General features: G+C 71.9%; 14 protein-coding genes. 10 read left to right on the top strand and 4 right to left on the bottom strand.

The window, feature by feature from the left end:
• The first annotated feature begins 9 nt into the window (after positions 1–9).
• Both NYF13_RS04310 and NYF13_RS04305 read left to right on the top strand, forming a co-directional pair.
• Positions 10–1,104 carry a glycosyltransferase gene (locus NYF13_RS04310; protein ID WP_315654300.1) on the top strand — a complete coding sequence of 365 codons (1,095 nt, stop codon included), beginning with the start codon at positions 10–12 and terminating at the stop codon, positions 1,102–1,104.
• On the top strand, positions 1,101–2,228 hold the full coding sequence (locus NYF13_RS04305; protein ID WP_315654299.1) for a glycosyltransferase family 4 protein: 1,128 nt from the start codon (positions 1,101–1,103) through the stop codon (positions 2,226–2,228). Before NYF13_RS04310 ends, NYF13_RS04305 begins: the two co-directional genes overlap by 4 nt.
• On the opposite strand, the gene NYF13_RS04300 is transcribed toward NYF13_RS04305, so the two are convergent.
• Positions 2,215–3,555: a putative glycoside hydrolase family 15 protein gene (locus NYF13_RS04300; protein WP_315654298.1), complete on the bottom strand. Its 1,341-nt coding sequence runs from the start codon at positions 3,553–3,555 to the stop codon at positions 2,215–2,217. The two genes, NYF13_RS04305 and NYF13_RS04300, sit on opposite strands and share 14 nt — an antisense overlap.
• On the bottom strand, positions 3,537–4,964 hold the full coding sequence (locus NYF13_RS04295; protein ID WP_315654297.1) for an exopolysaccharide biosynthesis polyprenyl glycosylphosphotransferase: 1,428 nt from the start codon (positions 4,962–4,964) through the stop codon (positions 3,537–3,539). Before NYF13_RS04295 ends, NYF13_RS04300 begins: the two co-directional genes overlap by 19 nt.
• A 323-nt stretch (positions 4,965–5,287) precedes the next feature.
• Between NYF13_RS04295 and NYF13_RS04290 the strand changes: the two genes are divergently transcribed.
• Together NYF13_RS04290 and NYF13_RS04285 are read left to right on the top strand one after the other, a co-directional pair.
• A complete protein-coding gene (locus NYF13_RS04290; protein ID WP_315654295.1) occupies positions 5,288–6,103 on the top strand; it encodes a glycosyltransferase in 816 nt (271 codons plus the stop codon).
• 7 nt (positions 6,104–6,110) lie between these two features.
• Positions 6,111–7,430, top strand: coding sequence for an FAD-dependent oxidoreductase (locus NYF13_RS04285; RefSeq protein WP_315654293.1), 1,320 nt, complete (start codon positions 6,111–6,113; stop codon positions 7,428–7,430).
• An 11-nt stretch (positions 7,431–7,441) separates the two neighbouring features.
• Here the strand turns inward: NYF13_RS04285 and wecB are convergent, their stop codons facing one another.
• Positions 7,442–8,581 (bottom strand): non-hydrolyzing UDP-N-acetylglucosamine 2-epimerase, encoded by a 1,140-nt coding sequence (gene wecB, locus NYF13_RS04280; RefSeq protein ID WP_315654292.1) that lies wholly within the window; start codon positions 8,579–8,581, stop codon positions 7,442–7,444.
• Positions 8,582–8,717: 136 nt separating this feature from the next.
• On the opposite strand from wecB, the gene NYF13_RS04275 reads away from it, so the two are divergent.
• From NYF13_RS04275 to NYF13_RS04260, 4 genes are all read left to right on the top strand, one after another.
• The gene (locus tag NYF13_RS04275; RefSeq protein ID WP_315654291.1) at positions 8,718–9,662 is read left to right on the top strand and encodes a lysyl oxidase family protein; all 945 of its coding nucleotides are present in this window, start codon (positions 8,718–8,720) and stop codon (positions 9,660–9,662) included.
• Between the two features lie 263 nt (positions 9,663–9,925).
• Positions 9,926–14,647 (top strand): RHS repeat-associated core domain-containing protein, encoded by a 4,722-nt coding sequence (locus tag NYF13_RS04270; RefSeq protein ID WP_315654290.1) that lies wholly within the window; start codon positions 9,926–9,928, stop codon positions 14,645–14,647.
• Complete coding sequence (locus NYF13_RS04265; RefSeq protein WP_315654289.1) at positions 14,640–15,002, top strand: hypothetical protein; 363 nt, start codon at positions 14,640–14,642, stop codon at positions 15,000–15,002. The genes NYF13_RS04270 and NYF13_RS04265 overlap by 8 nt, the downstream gene beginning before the upstream one ends.
• Entirely contained in the window at positions 14,995–15,675 is a 681-nt protein-coding gene (locus tag NYF13_RS04260; RefSeq protein WP_315654288.1) for an endonuclease V, read from the top strand. The genes NYF13_RS04265 and NYF13_RS04260 overlap by 8 nt, the downstream gene beginning before the upstream one ends.
• Before the next feature lie 364 nt (positions 15,676–16,039).
• Here the strand turns inward: NYF13_RS04260 and NYF13_RS04255 are convergent, their stop codons facing one another.
• A complete protein-coding gene (locus tag NYF13_RS04255) occupies positions 16,040–18,640 on the bottom strand; it encodes a LuxR C-terminal-related transcriptional regulator (protein ID WP_315654287.1) in 2,601 nt (866 codons plus the stop codon).
• A gap of 174 nt (positions 18,641–18,814) precedes the next feature.
• Here NYF13_RS04255 and NYF13_RS04250 point away from each other — a divergent pair, with 174 nt between their 5' ends.
• Together NYF13_RS04250 and NYF13_RS04245 are read left to right on the top strand one after the other, a co-directional pair.
• Complete coding sequence (locus NYF13_RS04250) at positions 18,815–19,486, top strand: papain-like cysteine protease family protein (RefSeq protein ID WP_315654286.1); 672 nt, start codon at positions 18,815–18,817, stop codon at positions 19,484–19,486.
• Positions 19,486–20,289, top strand: coding sequence for a hypothetical protein (locus tag NYF13_RS04245; protein ID WP_315654285.1), 804 nt, complete (start codon positions 19,486–19,488; stop codon positions 20,287–20,289). Before NYF13_RS04250 ends, NYF13_RS04245 begins: the two co-directional genes overlap by 1 nt.
• The last annotated feature ends 53 nt before the right edge of the window (positions 20,290–20,342 follow it).

Raw genomic sequence — 20,342 nt, 5'->3', positions numbered from 1 at the left:
GTGGTGCACGTGTCCCAGCCGGTATCGGCCGGGGTCGCGGTGGTGGTGCTGGAACTCGCCGTGGCGCAACGGAACCGGGGCTGGTCAGTGACGGTGGTGTGCCCGCCGGAGGGCTGGCTCGCCGAACGCGCGCGGGAGCTGGGGATCGGGGTGCGTGGCTGGACCGCCACCCGCTCGCCCGGTCCGCGGGTGGTGACCGAAACGCTGCGCCTGCGCCGCCTGCTGGCCGAGCTGGATCCCGAGGTGGTGCACCTGCACAGCTCTAAGGCCGGGCTGGCGGGCCGGCTGGCCCTGCGGGGCCGCCGCCCGACGGTGTTCCAACCGCACCTGTGGTCCTTCGAGACCGCCCGGGGTTCGCTGCGGCGGATGTCGGCGGCCTGGGAGCGGGTCTCCTCCCGCTGGACCGACCTCGTGGTGTGCGTCAGCGACGACGAACTCGCAGCCGGCCAGGCCGCCGGGGTCACGGCCGCCGCCGAAGTGGTCTGCAACGGCGTCGACACGGCCCGGTTCGCCCCCGGGGACCGGTCCGCGGCCCGGCGGGGGCTGGGCCTGCCCGAGCACGCGCCGATCGCCGTCTGCCTCGGCCGGCTCGCCGAGCTCAAGGGCCAGGACCTGCTGTTGTCGGCCTGGCCGGAAGTGCTCCGGCGGGTGCCGGAGGCGACGCTCGTCCTGGTCGGCGACGGCCCGATGGGTCTAGTGTGGAGGGAGCAGCACCCGGTCGCCGGCCACGGATCGGTGCGCTGGCTGGGCCACACCGAAGACCCGGCGGCGTTCTACACGGCCGGTGACGTGGTCGTGCTCCCCTCCCGCGCCGAAGGCATGGCCCTGGTGCCGCTGGAGGCCATGGCCTGCGCCCGGCCGGTGGTCGCCTTCGACGTCGGCGGGATGCGCCAGAGCGTGGCCGACGCGGGCGTCGTGCTGCCGCCCGGCGACCTCGCGCGGCTCGCCGACGCCGTGGCCACCCGCCTCGCCGATCCGGATTTGGCCCGGCGGGAAGGCCGGCGCGGACGGCGTCGGGCGGAGCTGTCCTTCGACCGCCACCGGATGACCGACCAGATCTCCGCCCTCGTCGACAAACTCACCCCCACGGAGCGAACCCGATGACCCGCATCGCCTACCTGCTGACCCAGGACCGGGGCGGCCCGGTGGACGTCACCGTCCGGCTCGCCGCGACCTTGCTGGCCGAGCGGGCCGAAGTGCGGGTCTTCGGCCCGGTCCCGGCCCGGGGCGCCGAGTCGCTGGGCGAGCACCACGAGCACCTCCTGGTGGCGGACAAGGGGAACCTCGCCGCCGCGGCGCGGGCCCGGGCGGCGATCCGGGAATGGGCGCCCGACGTCGTGCACGCGCAGGACCGGCGCGCGGGGCTCGTGATCGCCGGTCTGCGCCCGGGCCGCCGCCGCGGAGGGCCGGTCCTGGTCCAGACCTACCACGGGGTTCCCGACGACGTGGCCGAACCGTGGTTCCGCGGCGAGCGGGGCAGCGCCGGGCCGTCCGCGTACACCCGCGCGGTGCTGGCGGGAGACGCGGCGGTCGCCCGGGTGCTCGATCACACGATCGTGCCGGCCGAGGCGATGGGCCGGTTCCTGCGTCGCCGGCTGCGGGTGCCGGCCGGTCGGCTGAGCCCGGTCGGCAACTGCGTCGAGCTCGCCGAGCCGAGCCCGCCGGCGGGGCCGGTGCGGCAGCTCATCTTCGTCGGGCTGCTGGTGCCGCGCAAGGGAATCCTCGACCTGCTCGGCGCGCTCGCCGAACCCGGCGTGCTGCCCGAGGGGGCCCGGCTGACCGTGGTGGGCGACGGCCCGCAGCGCGAGGCGGCCGAGCGGGCCGCGCAGTCGCCGCCGTTGCGGGGCCGGGTCGCCTTCCTCGGCTTCCGCCCGGACGTCACGGACCTGGTGGCGGACGCGGACGCGCTGGTGCTGCCGTCCACCATGGAGCAGCAGCCGCTGGTCGTGGCGGAGGCCATGGCCGCGGGCAAGCCCGTGGTGGCCACCGACACCGGCGGGGTCGCCGAACTGCTCGGACCGGATGGGCGCCCCTACCTCGTGCCGCCGGCGAACGTTCCCGCACTGGCGCAACGCCTTCGCGAGCTGTTCACCGACCCGGATCCGGGACGGCTCGGCGCCCGGCTCGCGGACCGGGCCCGGCAGCAGCACGACCCGCGGGTGTGCGCGCGGCGGCACCTCGAGCTGTACGCCGCGCTGGCCGAACGGACGAGCGCTACTTCGGTTTGACCAGCACCAGCCCGTCGGCGGCCGACAACTGCACCGGTTCGGGGGCCACCGAGGACGGAGCGGGCGAATCCGACGACGGGGCCGAAGACGGTGCCGAGGACGGGGCCGAAGACGGTGCCGACGGAGCGGGGGCCGTCCGCTTCCGCCCGTCCGCGGAGACGAGCCCGGGGGGTGGGGTGACGCTCTGCGTGGCCGAGGTCGGGTTCACCGCGACCCAGCCGTTGGTGAACGTCCGGGTCCAGATCCCGTTGGCCTGCCGGCCGGCGGCGTCGATCGCCTCGCCGAGGCCACTGCCCTGCAGGTCGGACCACTCGGGGTTCCGGTAGTCGTCCGTGGTGGCCGGGGTCCAGCAGGTCTGGGGTCCCGCCAGCAGGGCGGCGCTGGCGTAACCCGCCCGGTCCTGCTGCTCCGACCGGGTCCGGGTGATCAGCAGCAGCAGCGACTCACCGAGTGCGGCCTGGGCGCGCATCTCCTGGAACTCGTTGCCCTGGAAGGTGAGCAGCCCGCCGGTGCCCGCGTCCTCGCGGAAGCCGAAGTTCTCCTCCATCGCGCCCCCGAACCGGGAGTGCGCGGTCCAGCGCCCCGGGACCAGGTGGGTCTCCGACACGTTCGGGACGAACGCCTTGCCCGCCTTCCGGAAGGCGTCCCCGACCAGCGAGAGGAAGGCGTCGAGGCCGTCCCGCAGCTTCCGGTCGGTCTCGCTCGCGTTCGCGGTGCCGGCCAGTACGGCGCGGGAGTAGTGGCTCAGCGAGTTGAAGTCGTTGTCCGCCAGCACCCCGTCCCAGCCCTGCTGGGAGATCTCGGTGACCACCGCGGAGCTCCAGGCCTGCTGGTAGGCCGGGTCCCAGACGGTCATCTGCCAGTGCTGCGGGTAGCCCTGCCATTCGATGCGCCTGCCGCCGGTGTCGGTCGCGAACCAGTCCGGGTGCTGCTGCTGCGCCGCGACGTAACCGATGCCGGTGGGGAGGAACTGCGCGTCCTTGCCGTCGACCACGGCGCCCGGGTAGTCGCGGGTGCTGGACAGGTCCTTGTAGGCCAGCACCTTGATCTTCGGGTTGAGCGCGTGCAGCTTCCGCATCGCCGCGCCCTGGTCGGCGTTGAGCACCACCACCGAATAGCGCTGGGCGGCCAGTTGCAGGTCGTTCGGCGAGGGGGGCTGACCGATGCCGTACCACCACGCGCAGGGCGCCAGCGGTTGCGGCGGCGGCGCCGAGGCCATCTGGGCGTTGCTCGCGGCGCACCCGGTCACGCAGCCCGCGGCGAGCACCAACACGGCGGCCCAGGCCAGCGGCCGGCGACGGGCAGGGTTCAGCGTTGCCTTCGGCACAGCAGTTCTCCTACGGTCAGGACGGCGATCTTGAGGTCCAGCCAGAGCGACCAGTTGGCGATGTAGTAGTTGTCGTAGCGGGCCCGCTCCGCGATCGAGGTGTCCCCGCGCAGGCCGTGGACCTGCGCGAGCCCGGTCAGCCCGGTCGGCACCCGGTGCCGCGCCCAGTAGAGGTCGTGCACCGTGGAGAACTCGTCCACGAACACCGGCCGCTCCGGCCGCGGCCCGATCAGCGCCATGTCCCCGCGCACGACGTTCCACAGCTGCGGCAGCTCGTCCAGCGAGGTCCGGCGCAGCAGCCGGCCGATCGGCCCGACCCGCCGATCGCCGGCCACCGACCAGCAGGTCGCCGAATCATCGACACTGGCCGGGCGGACGCTGCGGATCTTGTAGAGCACGAAGGTCCGGCCGTCGACCCCGACCCGGGTCTGCCGGAAGACGACCGGGAACCCGCTCTCGATCGCGACGGCGAGCCCGCACAGGGCGATGATCGGCGCCAGCGCGGTGAGCGCGAGGGCGGCCAGGGTGGCCTCGACGGCCCGCTTGACCCGCCAGCTCGGCCGCCGGGTCGGCGGTCCGGCCAGCCACGTGAGCGGGTAGCTGCGGAGCCGGTCCGTGCCGGTGCCGTCCGGCTGCAGCGGGAACAGCCGGGGCAGCACCAGGATGACGCAGCCGAGCCGGTGCGCGGCGATGGCCGCCTCGACCGCCGAGCTGTCGCTGTCGCGGGAGTGGGCGAGCACGACCGTGCCCGCCCGCAACCGGGTGATGGCCTCGGGGAGGTCCTCGGCGATCCGCTCGACCGGGATGTCGCCGGGGTGGACTTCCGGCTCGGAGGGGGCGAAGCCCACCGGTACGAGCCCGAACTCCGGGTGCCGGAGCATGGTGCTGATCAGTTCGCCGCCGCAGTCGGGCGCGCCCACCACGATGGCCCGGTCGCCGCGCCGCAGCCGCCGGCGGCCCCACCGCCCGAACGCGAACACCCAGGGCCGGGCGCACTCGCTCAGCACGGCGAAGACCAGGACCAGCGACTGCGCCGCGCTCGGCCCCGGCTCCCGGTGGCCGGTCACCAGATCCAAGCCGGTGACGAGCGCGAACGCCGCCCCCGAGGCGACCGTGGACCGCGGGAGGTCCTGCAACCAGGACAGCCACAGCCGCCGGCGGTGCACCCGGGCGGCGGTCCGCGCCCCCCACAGCGCCAGACCGGCCACCACCGCGTCGAGCACCCCGGCGCCGACGACCGGGACGGCCACCAGCAGCGCGCCGAGGTCGACCGCGACCAGCAGCACCGCGACGGCGTTCACCCGCGAGAGCAACGGACGGCTCGGGGCCACGCCGGGCAGCCGGCTCGCCGGCCGGCCCCGGCGCGGCAGCGGGAGCCGCGCGAAGACCGGCGCCTTCAGCTCGGTCACCGGCGGTGTCCTCTTCCGGGAGCGCGGTCGCTGGACTGCCTCATCACCATCGCCTTTCCACCTTCACTGCAATCCATCGGACAGGGGAATATTCGGTTCTATCGAGTGCACATTTGCTGGTGAAACTGTTCTTTCGCTCGATCGAGTGGTGGGTAAAACCCATTACGGTGAAGGTTGGAAACGGCGCGTGCATCGACCGGGAACTCCCTCGCACGGCAATTTTCGCGGACCCCTCAAGAAGAGAACCAACATAGCCGAATATGAGCTGACGGCCGAACGAAGGTTGACGCCCGGCACGACGCCGAGCCGCTGATTGGGGATCTGTGACAGCCGAAGACACCAGCCTGGTCACGAGAGCGAAGACCGACCGGGCCACGGGCCGGACCACGGGGCGCGCGCACGTCGTTCTGCCCGCCTTCAACGAAGAAGGGTCGTTGCCCGCCCTGCTGCGCCGGCTCTCCGACGTTTCGCTGACCGAGCAGCTCACCGTGTGGGTGGTCGACGACGGCTCGGCCGACGACACCGTGGCCGTGGCCGAGTCCGGCTTCGGTGATCTGGACGTGCGGATCGTGCGGCACCTGATCAACCTCGGGCTGGGCCGCGCGGTGCAGTCCGGGCTCCGCGCGGTGCTGGAGGTGGCCGACCCCGCCGACCTCGTGGTGGTCATGGACGCCGACGACACCCACGACCCCGGCCTGATCCGCTTGCTGCGCGCGGAGATCGCCGCCGGCTCGGACGTCGCCATCTGCTCGCGGTTCGTCCCCGGCGGCGACGACCGGACCGCCCCGTTCGGGCGACGCCTGCTCTCCCGCGGGGCGGCGCAGCTGTTCCACCGCGCGCTCGCCGTCGAAGGGGTCCGCGACTTCACCAGCGGGTACCGCGCCTACCGCGTCAGCCTGCTCGCGCGAGCGTCCGCGCACTGGGGCGAGCGGCTGGTCGAGGAGCAGGGCTTCGCCTGCATGGTCGAGCTGCTGCTCAAGCTCCGCCACTGCCGGCCGGTGATCACCGAGGTCCCGCTGGCCCTGCGCTACGACCGCAAGCAGGGACCGAGCAAGCTGAAGCTCCGACGCACGATCGTGCAGTACCTGAAGCTGCTCGCCCGCGACCGGCTCAGCCCGGCGCCCTACCGAAAGCTGTGAACCACCGGTGACGACCACACCTTCCCCGCCCCACGTCGCGGTGCTCGGCGGCGGGATCGGCGGTCTCGCCGCCGCTCACCGCCTCGCCCGCCGCGGCGCCCGCGTCACCCTGATCGAGGCCAGTGACCAGCTCGGCGGCTTGGGCACCTTCTTCCAGCACGGGGACCGGTGGGTGGAGCGGTTCTACCACTGCGTGATGCCGTCCGACGACGCCCTGCTCGGGTTGCTGGACGAACTGGGCCTGAAGGACTCCGTGCGGTGGCGCAAGACCACGATGGGAATGCTGGTCGAAGGCCGGCGGCACCAGTTCAACTCCGCGCTCGACCTGGTGCGGTTCACCCCGCTGCGGCTGCGCGACCGGGTGCGCTTCGGCGTGGTTTCCCTGCTGCTGCGCCACCTCGGACGTGGGCGGGACCTCGACACGCTGCGCACCGAGGACTGGCTGCGAGGGCTGTACGGCCGACGCGTGTGGGAAGACCTCTTCGCCCCGATGTTCGGCTCGAAGTTCGGCCCCGCCTTCGGTGACGTGCCCGCGCTGTACCTGTGGCAGCGGCTCGGCCGGGAACGCAACGTCGCCACCCGTGGGTATCCCGAGGGCGGGTACAAGACGATCATCGACGCGTTGCGCGCGTCGATCGAGAACGCGGGCGGGACCGTTCGCCTGTCCACCCCGGTCGAGGGGGTGCGCCAGATCCCGGGCGGTTGCGGCCTGACCTTGGCCGGCGGCGAAACGCTCGACGTCGACCAGGTCGTCTCCACCGTGCCGCTGCCCCTGCTGCGCGGGCTCGCCGACGAAGACCTCGCGGCCCGGCTGCCCCGGACCACCCTGGCCTACCAGGGGGTGGTCACCGCGGCGTTGTTCCTCCGCCGCCCGCTCACCGGCCACTACTGGTCGCCGGTGCTGCGCTCGGGCACGGAGTTCGACGGGGTGATCGAGATGTCCGCGCTGGCGGGCTGCCCGGGCGGTTCGCACCTGGTGTACGTCATGCACTACACCGACCGCGAGTCGGAGCTCTACCGTGAGCCGGACGAGGTCATCGCCGAGCGCTGGACGGCCCAGCTGCTGAAGGTGCACCCGGGGCTGCGGGCCGACGACATCGAGGACGTGCGGGTGTTCAAGGCCCCGTTCGTCGAACCGGTCTACCCGCGGGGTTACCTGACCCAGCGGCCACCCGTGGTCGTGGCGGGCACGAACGTCCTGCTCGCGACCACCGCGCACGTCTACCCGAACGTGACGAGCTGGAATTCCAGCGTCGCGCTCGCGAACGACGTGACCGACCGCATCGACGCCGGGGAACGACGGGAGGCCGGCGTACCGGCCGGCTGACCCGGGCGGGCTCACCCGGCCCGGGTCAGTTCCTCGATCGCGTCGGCGATCCGGCGACAGGCCGTCCCGTCCCCGTAGGGCGAGGGCAGCGCGCGAAGGCGCTCACGGTGACCGGGGACGTCGTCCAGCCACCGCTCGGCTTCCGCGCTGATCCGGGGGCCCGGGGGGACCAGCACGCCGAAGGTGCCGAAGACCTCCGGCCGCTCGGTGCTCCGCCGGACGACGACCACCGGTCGCTTGAGGACACTCACTTCCTCCTGGATGCCACCGGAATCCGAGACGATCAGCGCGGCGGCGGCGGCCAGCGCGAGGAAAGCCGGGTAGGACTGGGGTTCGAGCACCCGAAGCGGCTGCAGGAGCCGGGTCAGGCCGAACCGGCGGACGCTTTGGCTCGTGCGCGGGTGCAGCGGCAGGACCACCGGCACCGGCAGCCGCGCGAGTTCCCGCAGGATCGTGGTCAGCCGGAGCGGTTCGTCGACGTTCTCCGGCCGGTGGATGGTGGCGAGCGCGTACCCGTCACGGTGGAGGCCCAGGGGGGCCAGGACCGCGGCCTGGTCCGCCGCGTCCGGGATCGCGGTCTGCAGGGCTTCCACGACGGTGTTGCCCGTGACGGCGATCCGCTCGGGGGCGATGTTCTCGTTCCGCAGGTTCTGCCGGTTGAGCTCGGTGGGCGCGCAGCAGAGGTCGGCGAGGTGGTCGATCAGCACCCGGTTGTGCTCCTCGGGCATCGACCGGTCGTGGCTGCGCAGACCGGCCTCGATGTGGACCAGCGGCAGTCCCTGCGCGTTCGCCGCCAGCGCCCCGGCCAGCGCGGAGGTGGTGTCCCCCTGCACCAGCACCACCCGATCGCCGGACGCGGCCAGCACTTCGTCCACGGCGCTGACCGACCGGCCGAGCTGGGTCCCGCGCCGGGCACTGCCGATCTTCAGCTCGTGGAACCGGCTCGAACCGGGGATGCCCGCGCGCAGCTGGGCGTAGAGCGAAGGGTCGTAGTGCTGTCCCGTGTAAACGACCTCGCAGGCTTCGCCGTAGAACCGCGCCAGGGGGGCCAGCTTGATCAGCTCCGGCCGGGTCCCGCAGACCAGGACGATGCCGGAATCCGGCACGGGCCTCTTTTCCCCGACGGGGCGGGTTTCTGCGGTGGTCGACATCCGGCGGGTTCCTTTCCACGGGTGAGTCGCCGCACGTTACCGCGAAGCCTCACGCAGTGGAGCCCACTCAGCCCATCGGGTGCACTCTCCCGCGTGGCTCGCGGGCGATCGATGTAAGTCTATTTAGGATAATCGGGTGCGATCCTCTTTGTTCACGAAATGCGTGACCCTGGCCGCGGTGCTGCTGGCGACCGCCGCCACCGTTTCCGCCCCGGGGGTGAACGCGGCGTCGACGCTGCTCCTCCCGGATCTGCGGCAGGCACCCCCGGGCTGCCCCGGCGGCTACGCGGGCGATCCCGCGCAGTGCGGCGACTGGGACGTGTGCCCGGTGATCGATCCCGGTTCCCCCAACGGCCGGTGCGTCGGCGCGACCGTCGCCCGGGCGGTGCGGCTGCGGTTCACCAGCTCGGAGGAGAACATCGGCGACGGGCCGCTGCTGCTGTACGGCGTCCGCAACAGCACGGAGGACAAGACCATGTCCGTGCGCCAGGCCCTGCGCACTTCGGGCGGGTGGATCCCGCCGGACTACGCCGCGGCCCAGCGGCCCACCCGGGCGTACACGTACTACGAGACGGCGATGGCCCACCAGCACTGGCACCTGATGGACTTCGACCACTTCGCCCTGGTCTCGAAATCAGGCGCAACCGTGGTCACCGACCGGAAAACCGGCTTCTGCCTCGGTGACCGCTACTCCCTGCCCGACGTCTCCGCCCCCCATGAGGCACCGGACGGCCCCGACGCCGAACTGGCCCGGAGCCTGCGCGCGAACAACTGCCGCCACCACGAACCGGACGCCCTGAACGTGGTCGAAGGCATTTCCGTCGGCTCCGGCGACGACTACACCTACCAGGTCGACTACCAGTGGCTGGACATCACCCAGATCCCCTCGGGCACCTACGACCTGGTGAACACGGTCAACGACGACCGGACCCTGGCCGAGACGAACTACGACAACAATTCCTCCTCGGTGAGCCTTTCCATCGAATGGCCGCAGGGACGGCCGGCGGCGGGCCAGCCGGTCGGGAAGGCCCCGGTGGTGAAGATCCTCCGCAGTTGCCCGGGGGCGGCTCGGTGTTCGTGAGCGGGAACGGGCGCTCGGCCCGGTGATCCGAAGTCGACCGTGCGGTCTTGCCCCTCGTGGTGGGTCCGCGGATCGGCCCCTGGGCGGGTTCCGCCCGCCCAGCCGGATGAGTACAACGGGCAGGCTTCGCCCGGTTTGTTGAGAGCGGCCGGTCGCAGGGGATATACAGTTGTTCCGGAACTTCGTCCGCTTGAGGCGGACGTGTGGTGGGGAGCAGCGTGAGCAATCCGTTGGTGGCGCCAGTGCAGGATTCGACGACCGCTATGTCGGGTGTTCCGCTGCTGGAGGACGCCACGGGGTTGAAGGACGCGATCGAGAGCAAGAACTGGGCGGCGGTCGCCATCGGTGCGGTGGGGACCGCGCTGGACGTGCTGACCGCGGTGATGGATCCGTTCGGCGCGATCTTCGCGGCCGGGGTCGGGTGGCTGATCGAGCACGTCGGGCCGCTGAAGGAGGCGCTGAACGCACTGACCGGGGACGCGGATCAGATCGCGGCGCAGTCGCAGACCTGGACCAATGTGGCCAAGGAACTGGAAAGCGTCTCCGGGGACCTGGTGAACCTGGTCAAGAATGACCTGGAGAGCTGGAAGGGTGACGCGGCGGATGCGTACCGCAAGCAGTCCGACGACACCGCGGCGCTGATCGCCAGTGCGCAGAAGGGTTCCGAGGGTGCGGCCAGTGGGGTGAAGACCGCGGGCGAGGTGGTGGCCGCGGTTCGCACGCTGGTGCGGGACACGATCGCGGATCTGGTGGGCCATCTGATCTCGTGGGCGTTGCAAGTGGTGTTCACGCTCGGGATCGGCATGGCCTGGGTGGTCCCGCAGGTGGTCACCGCCGTGGCCAAGACCGCGTCGAAGATCAGCCAGGTCACCACGAGGCTGGTGAAGGCGCTCAAGGCGCTGGTGCCGTTGCTGAAGAAGGCCGGGACCTTGTTCGAGGACGCCGGCAAGGCGTTGAAGAAGCTGACGGGCAAGGTCGACGGGCCCAAGGCGCCCAAGGTCGAGAAGACGCCGAAAGATCACGTCGACGGCGACGGGGAGATCGGTGGCGGCGGCAAGGACACCTGGGTCTGCAAAACCGACCCGGTGGACGTGGCCCGGGGGAACGTGGTCATCGACCAGGTCGATCTGGAGCTGCCGTCGCCGCTGGTGCTGGAGCGGCTGCACGTGTCCTCCTACCGGGCGGGCCGGTGGTTCGGTCCGACGTGGGTGTCCACTGTGGATCAGCGCTTGACCGTCTCCGGTGAGCGCGTGCGCTGTTTCTCCCCGGACGGCACGACCCAGCTCTACCCGCTGGCCGCGCCTGAGGTACCGGTGTCGCCGCTGAACGGTCCCCGGCGTCCGCTGACCCGGCACGCTGACGGCACCTACACGCAAACGGACCCGATCCGGGGGCGAGAACTGCGTTTCGGCGCGCTACCGGGCCGTGGTTCGGCGGAATTCGCCCTTCTGACGATCACCGACGCCCAGGGGGCCCGGGTCGAGGCCGACTACGATTCCCGGGGCGTGCCGGTGGCGCTGCGGCATTCGGCCGGGTACCGGGTCGAGTTCGAGACCGAGGGCGAGCGGGTCACGGCTATCCACGTGGCGGATCCCGGCAGCGAGGCCCGGGTGCTGGTGCGGCGGTTCGGCTACAGTCCGGAAGGACATCTGACCAGCGAGATCAATGCTTCCGGCCTGCCTCAGGTCTACCACTACGACGACGCCGGCCGGGTCACCGGCTGGCAGGATCGCAACGGCACCTGGTACCGCTACGTCTACGACGCCGACGGCCGCTGCGTCCGCACCGTGGGCGACCGTGGTTTCTACGACGGCGAGTTCACCTACGACACCGAGCGGCGGATCACCGTCTTCACCGATTCGCTGGGGCATCCGAGCGAGTTCCACTTCTCCGAGGCCGGCCAGCTCGTCCGGGAGGTCGACCAGCTGGGGCACGTCACCGCCTTCGAGTGGGACGGCGACGACCACCTGCGGTCGCGGACCGACCCGCTCGGGCGCACCAACCGTTTCGAGTACACCGCCGAGGGGGCGCTGAGCACGGTCATCCGTCCGGACGGCAGCCGGGCCCGGATCGCCACCGAATCCGATGGCACCGTCACGGTCACCGTCGCCGGCCAGGAGCGGAGCTGGCAGAGGGTCTATCCACCCGGCACGGCGCCGGACCTGACCGCTGCGATGGCGGCGCCGTCCTTCGACCAGAACGCCCAGCTGGGTTCGCAGCCCGCGCCTCAGCCCGCGGCGGTTCCGCTGCCCGACGTCGCGCCGGACTTGACCGGGAGCGTGCTCGAGCGCGACCTGTTCGGGCGCCCGCGGGTCGTGACCGACCGGGCCGGGGGCCGGACTCGGCTGGACTGGACCGTCGAGGGTCAGCTCGCCGGGCGGACCGGGCCGCTCGGACGACGGGAGGAATGGCGTTACGACGCCGAGGGCAACCGGGTCGGACAGAGCAGTTCCCCGCAGCGGCACACCCGGTTCGAGTTCGGCCCGTTCGGCCTGCCGAGGGTCAAGGTCGACTCGACCGGCGACCGAACCGCCTACGAGTACGACACGGAGCTGCGCACGACCCGGATCACCGAACCGACCGGGCGGTCCTGGCACTACACCTACGACGCGGCCGGGCGGCTGATCGAAGAGACCGACTTCGACGGCCGGGTGCTGCGGTTCGGTTATGACGCGGCCGGACAGCTCGTGCGCACCGTCAACGGCTTCGGCGAAGTCGTCACCTACGCCTACGACCCGCTCGGCAACCTGGTCGAACGCGCCAGCGCCGCCGGAACCACCACCTACGCCTACGACCCGGTCGGCCTGCTCACTCGCGCCGCCGGCCCCGGGTGCGTGCTCGAGATCGAGCGCGACGAGCGGGGCCGGGTCGTGCGCGAATCGGTCAACGGCCGCGCGGTCACCTACAGCCACGAATCCCGCACCCTGCACCGCCGCACACCGTCCGGAGTGGACAGTTCGTGGACGTTCGACGACAGTGGAAACGCCGTTTCCCTCGCCGTCGCCGGGCACGTCGTGTCCTTCCGCTACGACCCGGCTGGCCGGGAGGTCGAGCGAACCACCGACCACGGCGTCGCGCTCACCCAGGCCTTCAACGCCGAACACCAGCTCACCGGCCAGATCGTCACCAGCCCCGAGCACCGGGTGGTGCAGCAACGCCGCTACCACTACCAGCCCGACGGGCAGCTCACCGTCGTCGAGGACGCAGTCTCCGGTCCCGTTCGGTACCAGGTCGACGCCGCCGGCCGGGTCACCGACGTCGCCGCGGCCGACGGCACCGAGGCGTACCGCTACGGCCCGGACGGCACCATCACCAGTGAAGCCCACCAGCCAGCCGCCGGTCCGGCGGTGGCCGGTGGCCGTTTCCGGGACGCCCAACGGTTCGCCGCTCCTCTCGGCGGCATCTGCACCTACGATCGGCAAGGCCGGCTCGTCGGACGGCAAGACGCCCGGGGAACCTGGGCCTACGACTGGGACCCGCTCGACCGGTTGTCCGGCGTGCGCACCCCGGACGGCGCCACCTGGCGTTACCACTACGACCCGCTCGGCCGCCGCGTCGCGAAACAGCGACTCACCGCGGGAGTGGCCGGTCCGGTCGTCGCCGAGGAGGTCACCTTCACCTGGAGCGGGCAGCACCTGGTCGAGCAGGTCCACCGCGACGGGCAGGGCCGTGTGCTGGTCCTCACCTGGGACAACCACCCGGGCACCACGCGCCCGGTCACCCAGACCGAGCACCTCGGCGAGGGCGTCCGGTTCTTCTCCTTCGTCACCGACCCCATCGGCACCCCGGTCGACCTGATCGACAGCAGCGGCGGGCTCGCCTGGCACGGCACCAGCACACTGTGGGGCAAGGCGAAACCACAGCCTCCCACCGGCGCGTCCACTCCGCTGCGTTTCCCCGGCCAGTACGCCGACGAGGAAACCGGCCTGCACTACAACGTCTTCCGCTACTACGACCCGGCCACCGGCCGCTACCTCAGCCAGGACCCCCTCGGCCTCGCACCCGCGCCCGACCCCGGCGGCTACGTGAGCAATCCCCTGCTGCAGGCCGACCCGCTCGGCCTCGGCTGCGGTGGGAGCAAGGTGGAAGGCAACGGCGACCCCGCCGCCCGTCCCCACACCGGCCCTTCCGGTGAGGCCACCAGGGTGCAGAGCAGCAACCCCACCAGCCGGCTGCCGGACGACACCGGCCAAGCGCCCGCGCGCACCGAACCGGAACCGGCGCCGGCCGAACGCCACAATCCGCCGGACGACAGCGGTGACACCCCTGCCTCCAGCTCGGACAAGGGCAAAGGTCAGGAGCCGGTGCCCGATCGAACCGGCCAGCCCGACGGTGGGGGTCACTCGAAGCCCGAGCCGAACGGAGCCGGCAGCCTGGGCAAGTTCGACAAGAGCCGGTGCGATTTCGACGGCGAAGGCCGGATCGTCAAAATCGACGGAGTCCCGGTCGAGAAGAAGCTGCGTGAGATCTCCCGCGAGCGGGCCGAGCAGTACCAGACCATGAAGAACAACAAGGACGGGGTCAGCGGCGGCAACACCGGGAACTGCGTGGCCCATGTCATCGATCGCAAGACTGGTGAAGTCTTCGAGACGACCAACGGACCGGGCGACAACGTCATCACGGATGTGAATCCGAAGCTGCAGGAACGGGTGGACTCGCTCTACAACGATGGTCCGTACCCGAAGTTCGACAAGCAGGGAAACCCGATCGGTGACGACCGTCCGAATGCCACTCCGCATCCGGACACGCCACTTCGGCACGCGGAAGTCAAGGGCGTCAATGCCCTGCTCAACAAGCGACCTGACGCGAACTTCAGTGATATGATGGCCGATCCGTCGTTCCTGCGGGCCACGGGAGTCAAGGAGGCGCCGTACTGCGCCAACTGCGATGGCATCCTCCACGATGTTCCCAGCGTCTCCGGCCGGCGGCACTACGACCCGGCAACCGGCCGAATCATCGACGAGAGTGGAATTGGAAATGCTTAGGATCGACGAGTCCGATCTCGAGTGGTCTGACGACAACCTGCCCTACTACCACGATCAGCCTTTTACCGGTGAATGCGTGGAGAGCATGTCCAGTGGCGCACTGGTGTCTCTCGTCACCTATGAGGACGGCGTCGCGGACGGCCCGTTCAAACACTGGTCGCCAGCCGGGACGTTGACCGCCGAAGGCGCCAGCAAGAACGGCAAGCCCGTGGGAGTCTGGCGGCACTGGTACCCCGGCGGCGCCGTTCAGTCCGAGTCCGAGTTCGACGATCACGGTAATCTGCTTCGTCGGCGTGCCTGGGCGGAGGACGGAACTCCGACCGAGGAGTACACGGCTCCGGGAAAAAATGCCTGAACTGATCGTCCCGGAGAATGTCGAAGATGCCGTCCAGCTCCAGGAACAGCTCGCATCCCAGGTCGAACGATTCCCTCCGAGTGGGTTCGCGCCGACCACTGCGACCGGGCTGGACGTCGCATACGGTTCACCGGACGAGGCGAGCGTGGTCGCCGCCGCAGCGGTGACCGTCGACCTGGCGACCGGGGCCGAGATCGAGTCGGCGACGGCAACGGGCCGGACCGAGTTCCCCTACATCAGTGGGCTGTTCGCGTTTCGCGAACTGCCCATCCTGCTGGCCGCTCTTACCCGGCTCACCACCGCGCCGGAACTGCTGATCGTGGATGGCAACGGAATCGCCCACCCCCGTCGGCTCGGACTGGCGTCGCACCTCGGCGTGCTCACCGGAACACCGGCGATCGGCGTCGCGAAGACCCCGATCGGCCCCTATGAACCGCCCGCCGCGGAACGCGGTGCCTCCGCCCCGCTCCTGGACGGCGACGAAGAGGTGGGCGCGGTCCTGCGCACCCAGACCGGCGTGAAACCGGTGTTCGTCTCGATTGGCCACCGCATGGACTTGCCCACGGCTTGCCGATACGTCCTCGATCTCAGCCGGACCTATCGCCTGCCGCAAACCACCCGCCTCGCCGACCAGCTGTCCCGCCGCGTGCTTCGCGAATCGCCGTCCCGGTAAGGCGTTCCGCCTTACCTTCGATCCGGTTCGGCCAGGATGCATTGGCGGGCTCCACCGGCCCCACGAACACCCCTGGGGGCCGTGTCACCCGCACCTGCCGGGTGGCGCGGCTCAAATCGAACGTTGTCCGATCGCAGCCCCGCGGCGCTGGCAGAAGTGCGCGCCGTGACGAACACTGGCCGGCCGGTTCGACCGGATGGCCACGCACCAGCGTGCTGCGGTGGTCGCCGCACCGGCTGCGGGAACATCGGAGCGTCTCCGTTCTGCCCGGGCCCGGTGATCGCCGCGGTGTCGGTGGGACGGTGCGGGATCGGTTTCCGGCGCTGACCGGGCGCCTCGCCGGCGGGTGCCTTGGTCCGAGGGTTCAGCAGAGGGCTTTCCGGGACGGCACTCCGGTTTTCTGCATGGCCCGGGCGATGTGGTGCTCCACGGTGCGGGGGGACAGGTGCAGGGTCCTGGCGATGTCGCGATTGGTCATGCCGCCCCCGGCGAGCGTGGCCACTTCGCGTTCGCGGGGGGAGAGCTCGTCCCCGTAGGCCGGGCGGCCCTGCTTCCGGCGCGGCGGTTGGCGGGTGGTGAGCGCGCGGAGAGCACTGCGTTCTCGTGCGCAGTCCCAGCTCGCGCCGAGCCGGGTGAAGATCCGCAGGGCGTCTTCGTGGTCGCCGGCCGCGGACCTGGTGAGCGCTTCGGCGTAGGGGAACGGGATTCCGGCGAAGAGACCGGCCGCGACGGTGTACAGCCGTTCCGCGTCGCCCGCCGGGGCGAGCAGGGCCCGGCACCACAGCAGCGCGGCCGCGGCCGCGGGACTGCGGGTGCCGCGCAGGCCGCGGGCGAACTCCGCCACCGCCCGCTCGGCCCGGTCCCGGTCGGGCAGCCAGGCCTGCACCGCCCACGGCACGAGCTGGGCGGCCCACACCCAGATCCCCTTTTCCCGCACCAGCCGCCAAGCCGCCTCGGCTGCGGCCACCGCCTCGTCCCGGCGGTCCCGGGCGCACTGGTGCCGCACGTACGCCCCGGCCGCGGCGAGCTCGTAGGGCACCAGCCGGAACCCGTCTCCGGCCTCGCCGCGCTGGGCCCAGCCGTTCTCGAACTCGCTCCACTCCCCTCGGGACAGGGCCAGCCACAGCAGGACGAGCCGGGCATCGACCTGGACCCCCGCATCCGACAGCCCCTGGCGGCAGCGTTCGGCCAGCCCCGCCCACTCTCCCCGGACGAAGTCCAGCAGCAGGTGGGTGCCGGTGTTGCAGTGTTCGAGGAAGGGAGCTTGCACGATCGCGGCCCGCTCTCCGGCGCGGGCCAGCACCAGGCGGGCGCCACGCACCTGCCCGGCGAACACCGCGCCGACGGCGGCGTTGGTCAGACCGCGGGCGAGGTGCTCGTTGTGGCGCGGGGGGAACTCCGCCTGGGGGGCGCGCAGCCGCCGCAGCAGCCGGGCTGTTCCCGGCGCGCCGCTGGTCACGGCCAGGGTGGTCGCCGCCGTTTCCGCCGCGACCACGACCCAGGGATCCGTGGACACCGCCGCCGCGCTGCGCTGCCACGCGTGGTGCTCGGCGAGCGTGCCCCCGACGGGGAACGGGTTGGCCAGCGCGGCCAGGGCGCGGACCAGCAGGTCCGGCCGCCCGGTCACTTCCGGCACGGCCCGCTCCAGCTCCGCGCGGCCTTCCCGTTGGTTGAACTGGTGGTGCAGCAGCAGTCCGAGTTCCAGGCGGATCTCGCCGCGCACGGCCGTGGACAGTCCGGGCAGTCCGGCGATCTGGCGCAGCATGGCGACCGTGCGGGGTGAAGGCAGGGTGATCAGGGCGTTGCGCGCGAGCCGCAGGGCCAGCCGGCCGCGCACCTCCTCCGAGACCTCGGGCGAGGCGAGCAACGGCCGCAGGAGATCGAGGACGGCGTCGTGGTTCTCCAGCGCGGCCGGGTCGCTCGCGGCCTGTTCCACCGCTTCGATCCAGTCGGGAGCCGGTCCGGTGTGCCGCAGGTGCCCGGCCACGTGCACCCACGGCACCGGCGTGCGGGCCGTGAGCACGTCGGCCACCCGCCGGTGGAGCCCCCGGCGGATCGGCGCGGGCAGCGCTGCCCGCACCGCCTCGGCGGCGAGCGGGATCGTGAAGCCGTAACGCAGGTCGTCGGTTTCGGCGAGCAGGCTGGAGCGCAGGGCTTCCGCCAACGGCTCGGCCGCCTCCTCCCGCCCGGCCACGGTGCCCAGTTCGGCCTCCGTGGCCGGACCGTCGAGCATGGCCGCCGCGATCACCAGTTCCCGGGCGGCGGCCCCGATCCGCGCCAGGTGCGCCGCGGTCTGGTGAGCGAGCCGGGCGGGCACCCGAGGTTCGGCGTCCGGGGTCGTTTCGAGCAGCTCCAGCAGGTCGACCACGACCTGGGGGTTTCCCCCGGAGAGGTGGTGCAGCCGCGTGAGCAGCTGTCCCGGGCACCGCTGCGGACCGAGCCGCGCGTGCGCCACCGCCCGGATCCGGTCCGGCCCCCAGCTCGTCGGCACCACCTGCCGGACCGACACCCGCGCCGGGATCCGCAGCCCCGGTCCGGCGATCAACTCGGGTTCGGCCAGTTCCTCCCGACGCGCCGTGAGCACGAGCACCGCCCGGCCGGGCATCGCCGCGGTCCAGGCGCGCACCGCCGCCAGCGCTTCCCCCGAGGCGTCGTGAAGGTCTTCGACGGCCAGCAGCGCCGGGCCGGTCTGCGCCGACCACCAGCGGTCCACCTCCTCGACGGAGACCACGCGAAGCTCCCCGGGCCGCAGCGGAGCCGAGGACGCGTGCACGAACAGCGCTTCGCACCCGGTGAACCCGGCCCACAGGTGCGCCACCCCCAGCGCGGCGGCCTCCCGGACCAGCCCCGCCACCCAGTGGCTCTTACCGGTGCCGGCCGAGCCGGCGATCGTGACCAGCAGGGGCCGCGATTCGGCTCCGCCGAGGACCCGGCGGGCTCGAGCCTGGGCCTCGTCCTGGGTCATCGACGGAGTCTAGATCCGCCGGCAGCGCTCTGAACAGGCATTTCCCCGGTATCGATTTTTATGGGTATCCGTAGTCCGCCCGGTCCCCATGGTGGGGTGACCACCGCGCGCTCACGCTGATTCGACGGTGCTCACCTCAGCACCGCAGGTCCCCACCGAATTCTGGAGAAAGCCATGAAACCCCTCTTCCGCGCCGGTGTCGTCGCGGTCCCGCTCCTCGCCGCGCTGGCCGCGGCCCCAGCGCAGGCCGCCACCCCCGGTCACCCCACGCATCCCGACGGCGTGGTCGTGTCGCACCCGGCCCCCGACAACAGTGCGCTCCGCATCCGCGTTCCCGCCGCCGCCCAGGCCGACTCGGTGAACCGCGCGTCGGCCCAGTACCTCCGTTACACCCAGCAGACCCAGAAGTACGACGAGTGGTGCTGGGCCGCCGACGGATCCAGCATCGAGAACTACTACGGCTACGGGATCTCCCAGGACCAGTTCTGCGCGGCGGCCAAGGGCACCGCCGTCGGTTACTGCCCGAACGAGACCGGTGCGCTGGACCAGATCGTCAACGGCTTCCGGCAGACCGGGTTCAGCGCGAACGAAACCGGTGGCGCGCTGTACTGGAACACCGTGCGGTCCGAGATCGACGCCGGCCGCCCGGCGATGACGGTGATCTCCTGGTCCTCCGGCGGGGCGCACGCGCAGACCATCTACGGCTACGACGCTTCGAGCGGCACGATCAGCACCGGGGACCCGTGGCCAGCCTACCAGCGCTACCAGACCTACACCTACAACAGCTACCTGCAGAACAGTAACTTCACCTGGACCGACACCGTGGACGGGATTGCGAGGCCGTGATGGCCGCCCGCTCCGCCGGAGCCGGTTTCGCGCTGGTCGCGGCCGCGCTGCTCGGTTTCGGCCCGGCCCCTGCCTCCGCCGATCCCGGGCGGGCGGAGGTACGCCCGGTCACCGCGGCCGAGCTGGCGGACGCCGTGGCCGCCGCGCACACCCCGGCGGCCGAACGGATCGCCGTCGCGAACCTCCGGCGGGGCGGGCCCCCCGCGTCCGAACACCTCGACGTGGCCGCCTCCGGTGTCCCCGCCTACACCCTCGACCCCGGTTTCGTCCGCGGAGACCCCGGTGCGCCACCCGGGCTCCTCGCCTACGTCGCCGTCGTCGCGACCGCGCCCGGCGGCGAGCGGACCACGATGGAGGTGGAGCCGGGCCCCACGGGCTGGACGGTGGGCGCGGCGCTGTCCGGCGACGACGAGCAGCGGCTCGCCCACACCCTGCCGCCGGACGCGGTGCTGCTGCGGGAGCCGCAGATCAACGGCTGGTACGCGCTGACCGGCAGCGGTGTGCGGCTGCTGCAGGCGAGCCTCCCGCAGAACCCGGTCGGGGCGGAGATCCCCCTCGCCCTCTACCAGCAGCAGGTCCACGAGCGCTACGCCGACAAGATGCCGGGCTCGACCTACCAGCGCAACGGCGGGATCGGCTTCCGCCAGCAGCCGACCTCCCCGCCCGCCCCGGCCCGCCCCCCGCTCTGGCTCCTCCCGATCGGCGCCGCGGTCCTGCTCCTCGCGGGTGCGGTGCTCTGGTGGCGCCGACGATCCCGGGAACCGGCTCCGGCGCGGGAAAACAGCTTGGTGCGCAAGGGCTGAGCGCGGGGTGACCCGCGGTCGATCCGGTCGGACCGCTCGTGGAACCCGGCGGC

The organism is Amycolatopsis sp. PS_44_ISF1 (assembly GCF_032335455.1).
In the GTDB taxonomy this organism is placed as follows: domain Bacteria; phylum Actinomycetota; class Actinomycetes; order Mycobacteriales; family Pseudonocardiaceae; genus Amycolatopsis.
This window is presented reverse-complemented; position numbering and strand designations above follow the sequence as displayed.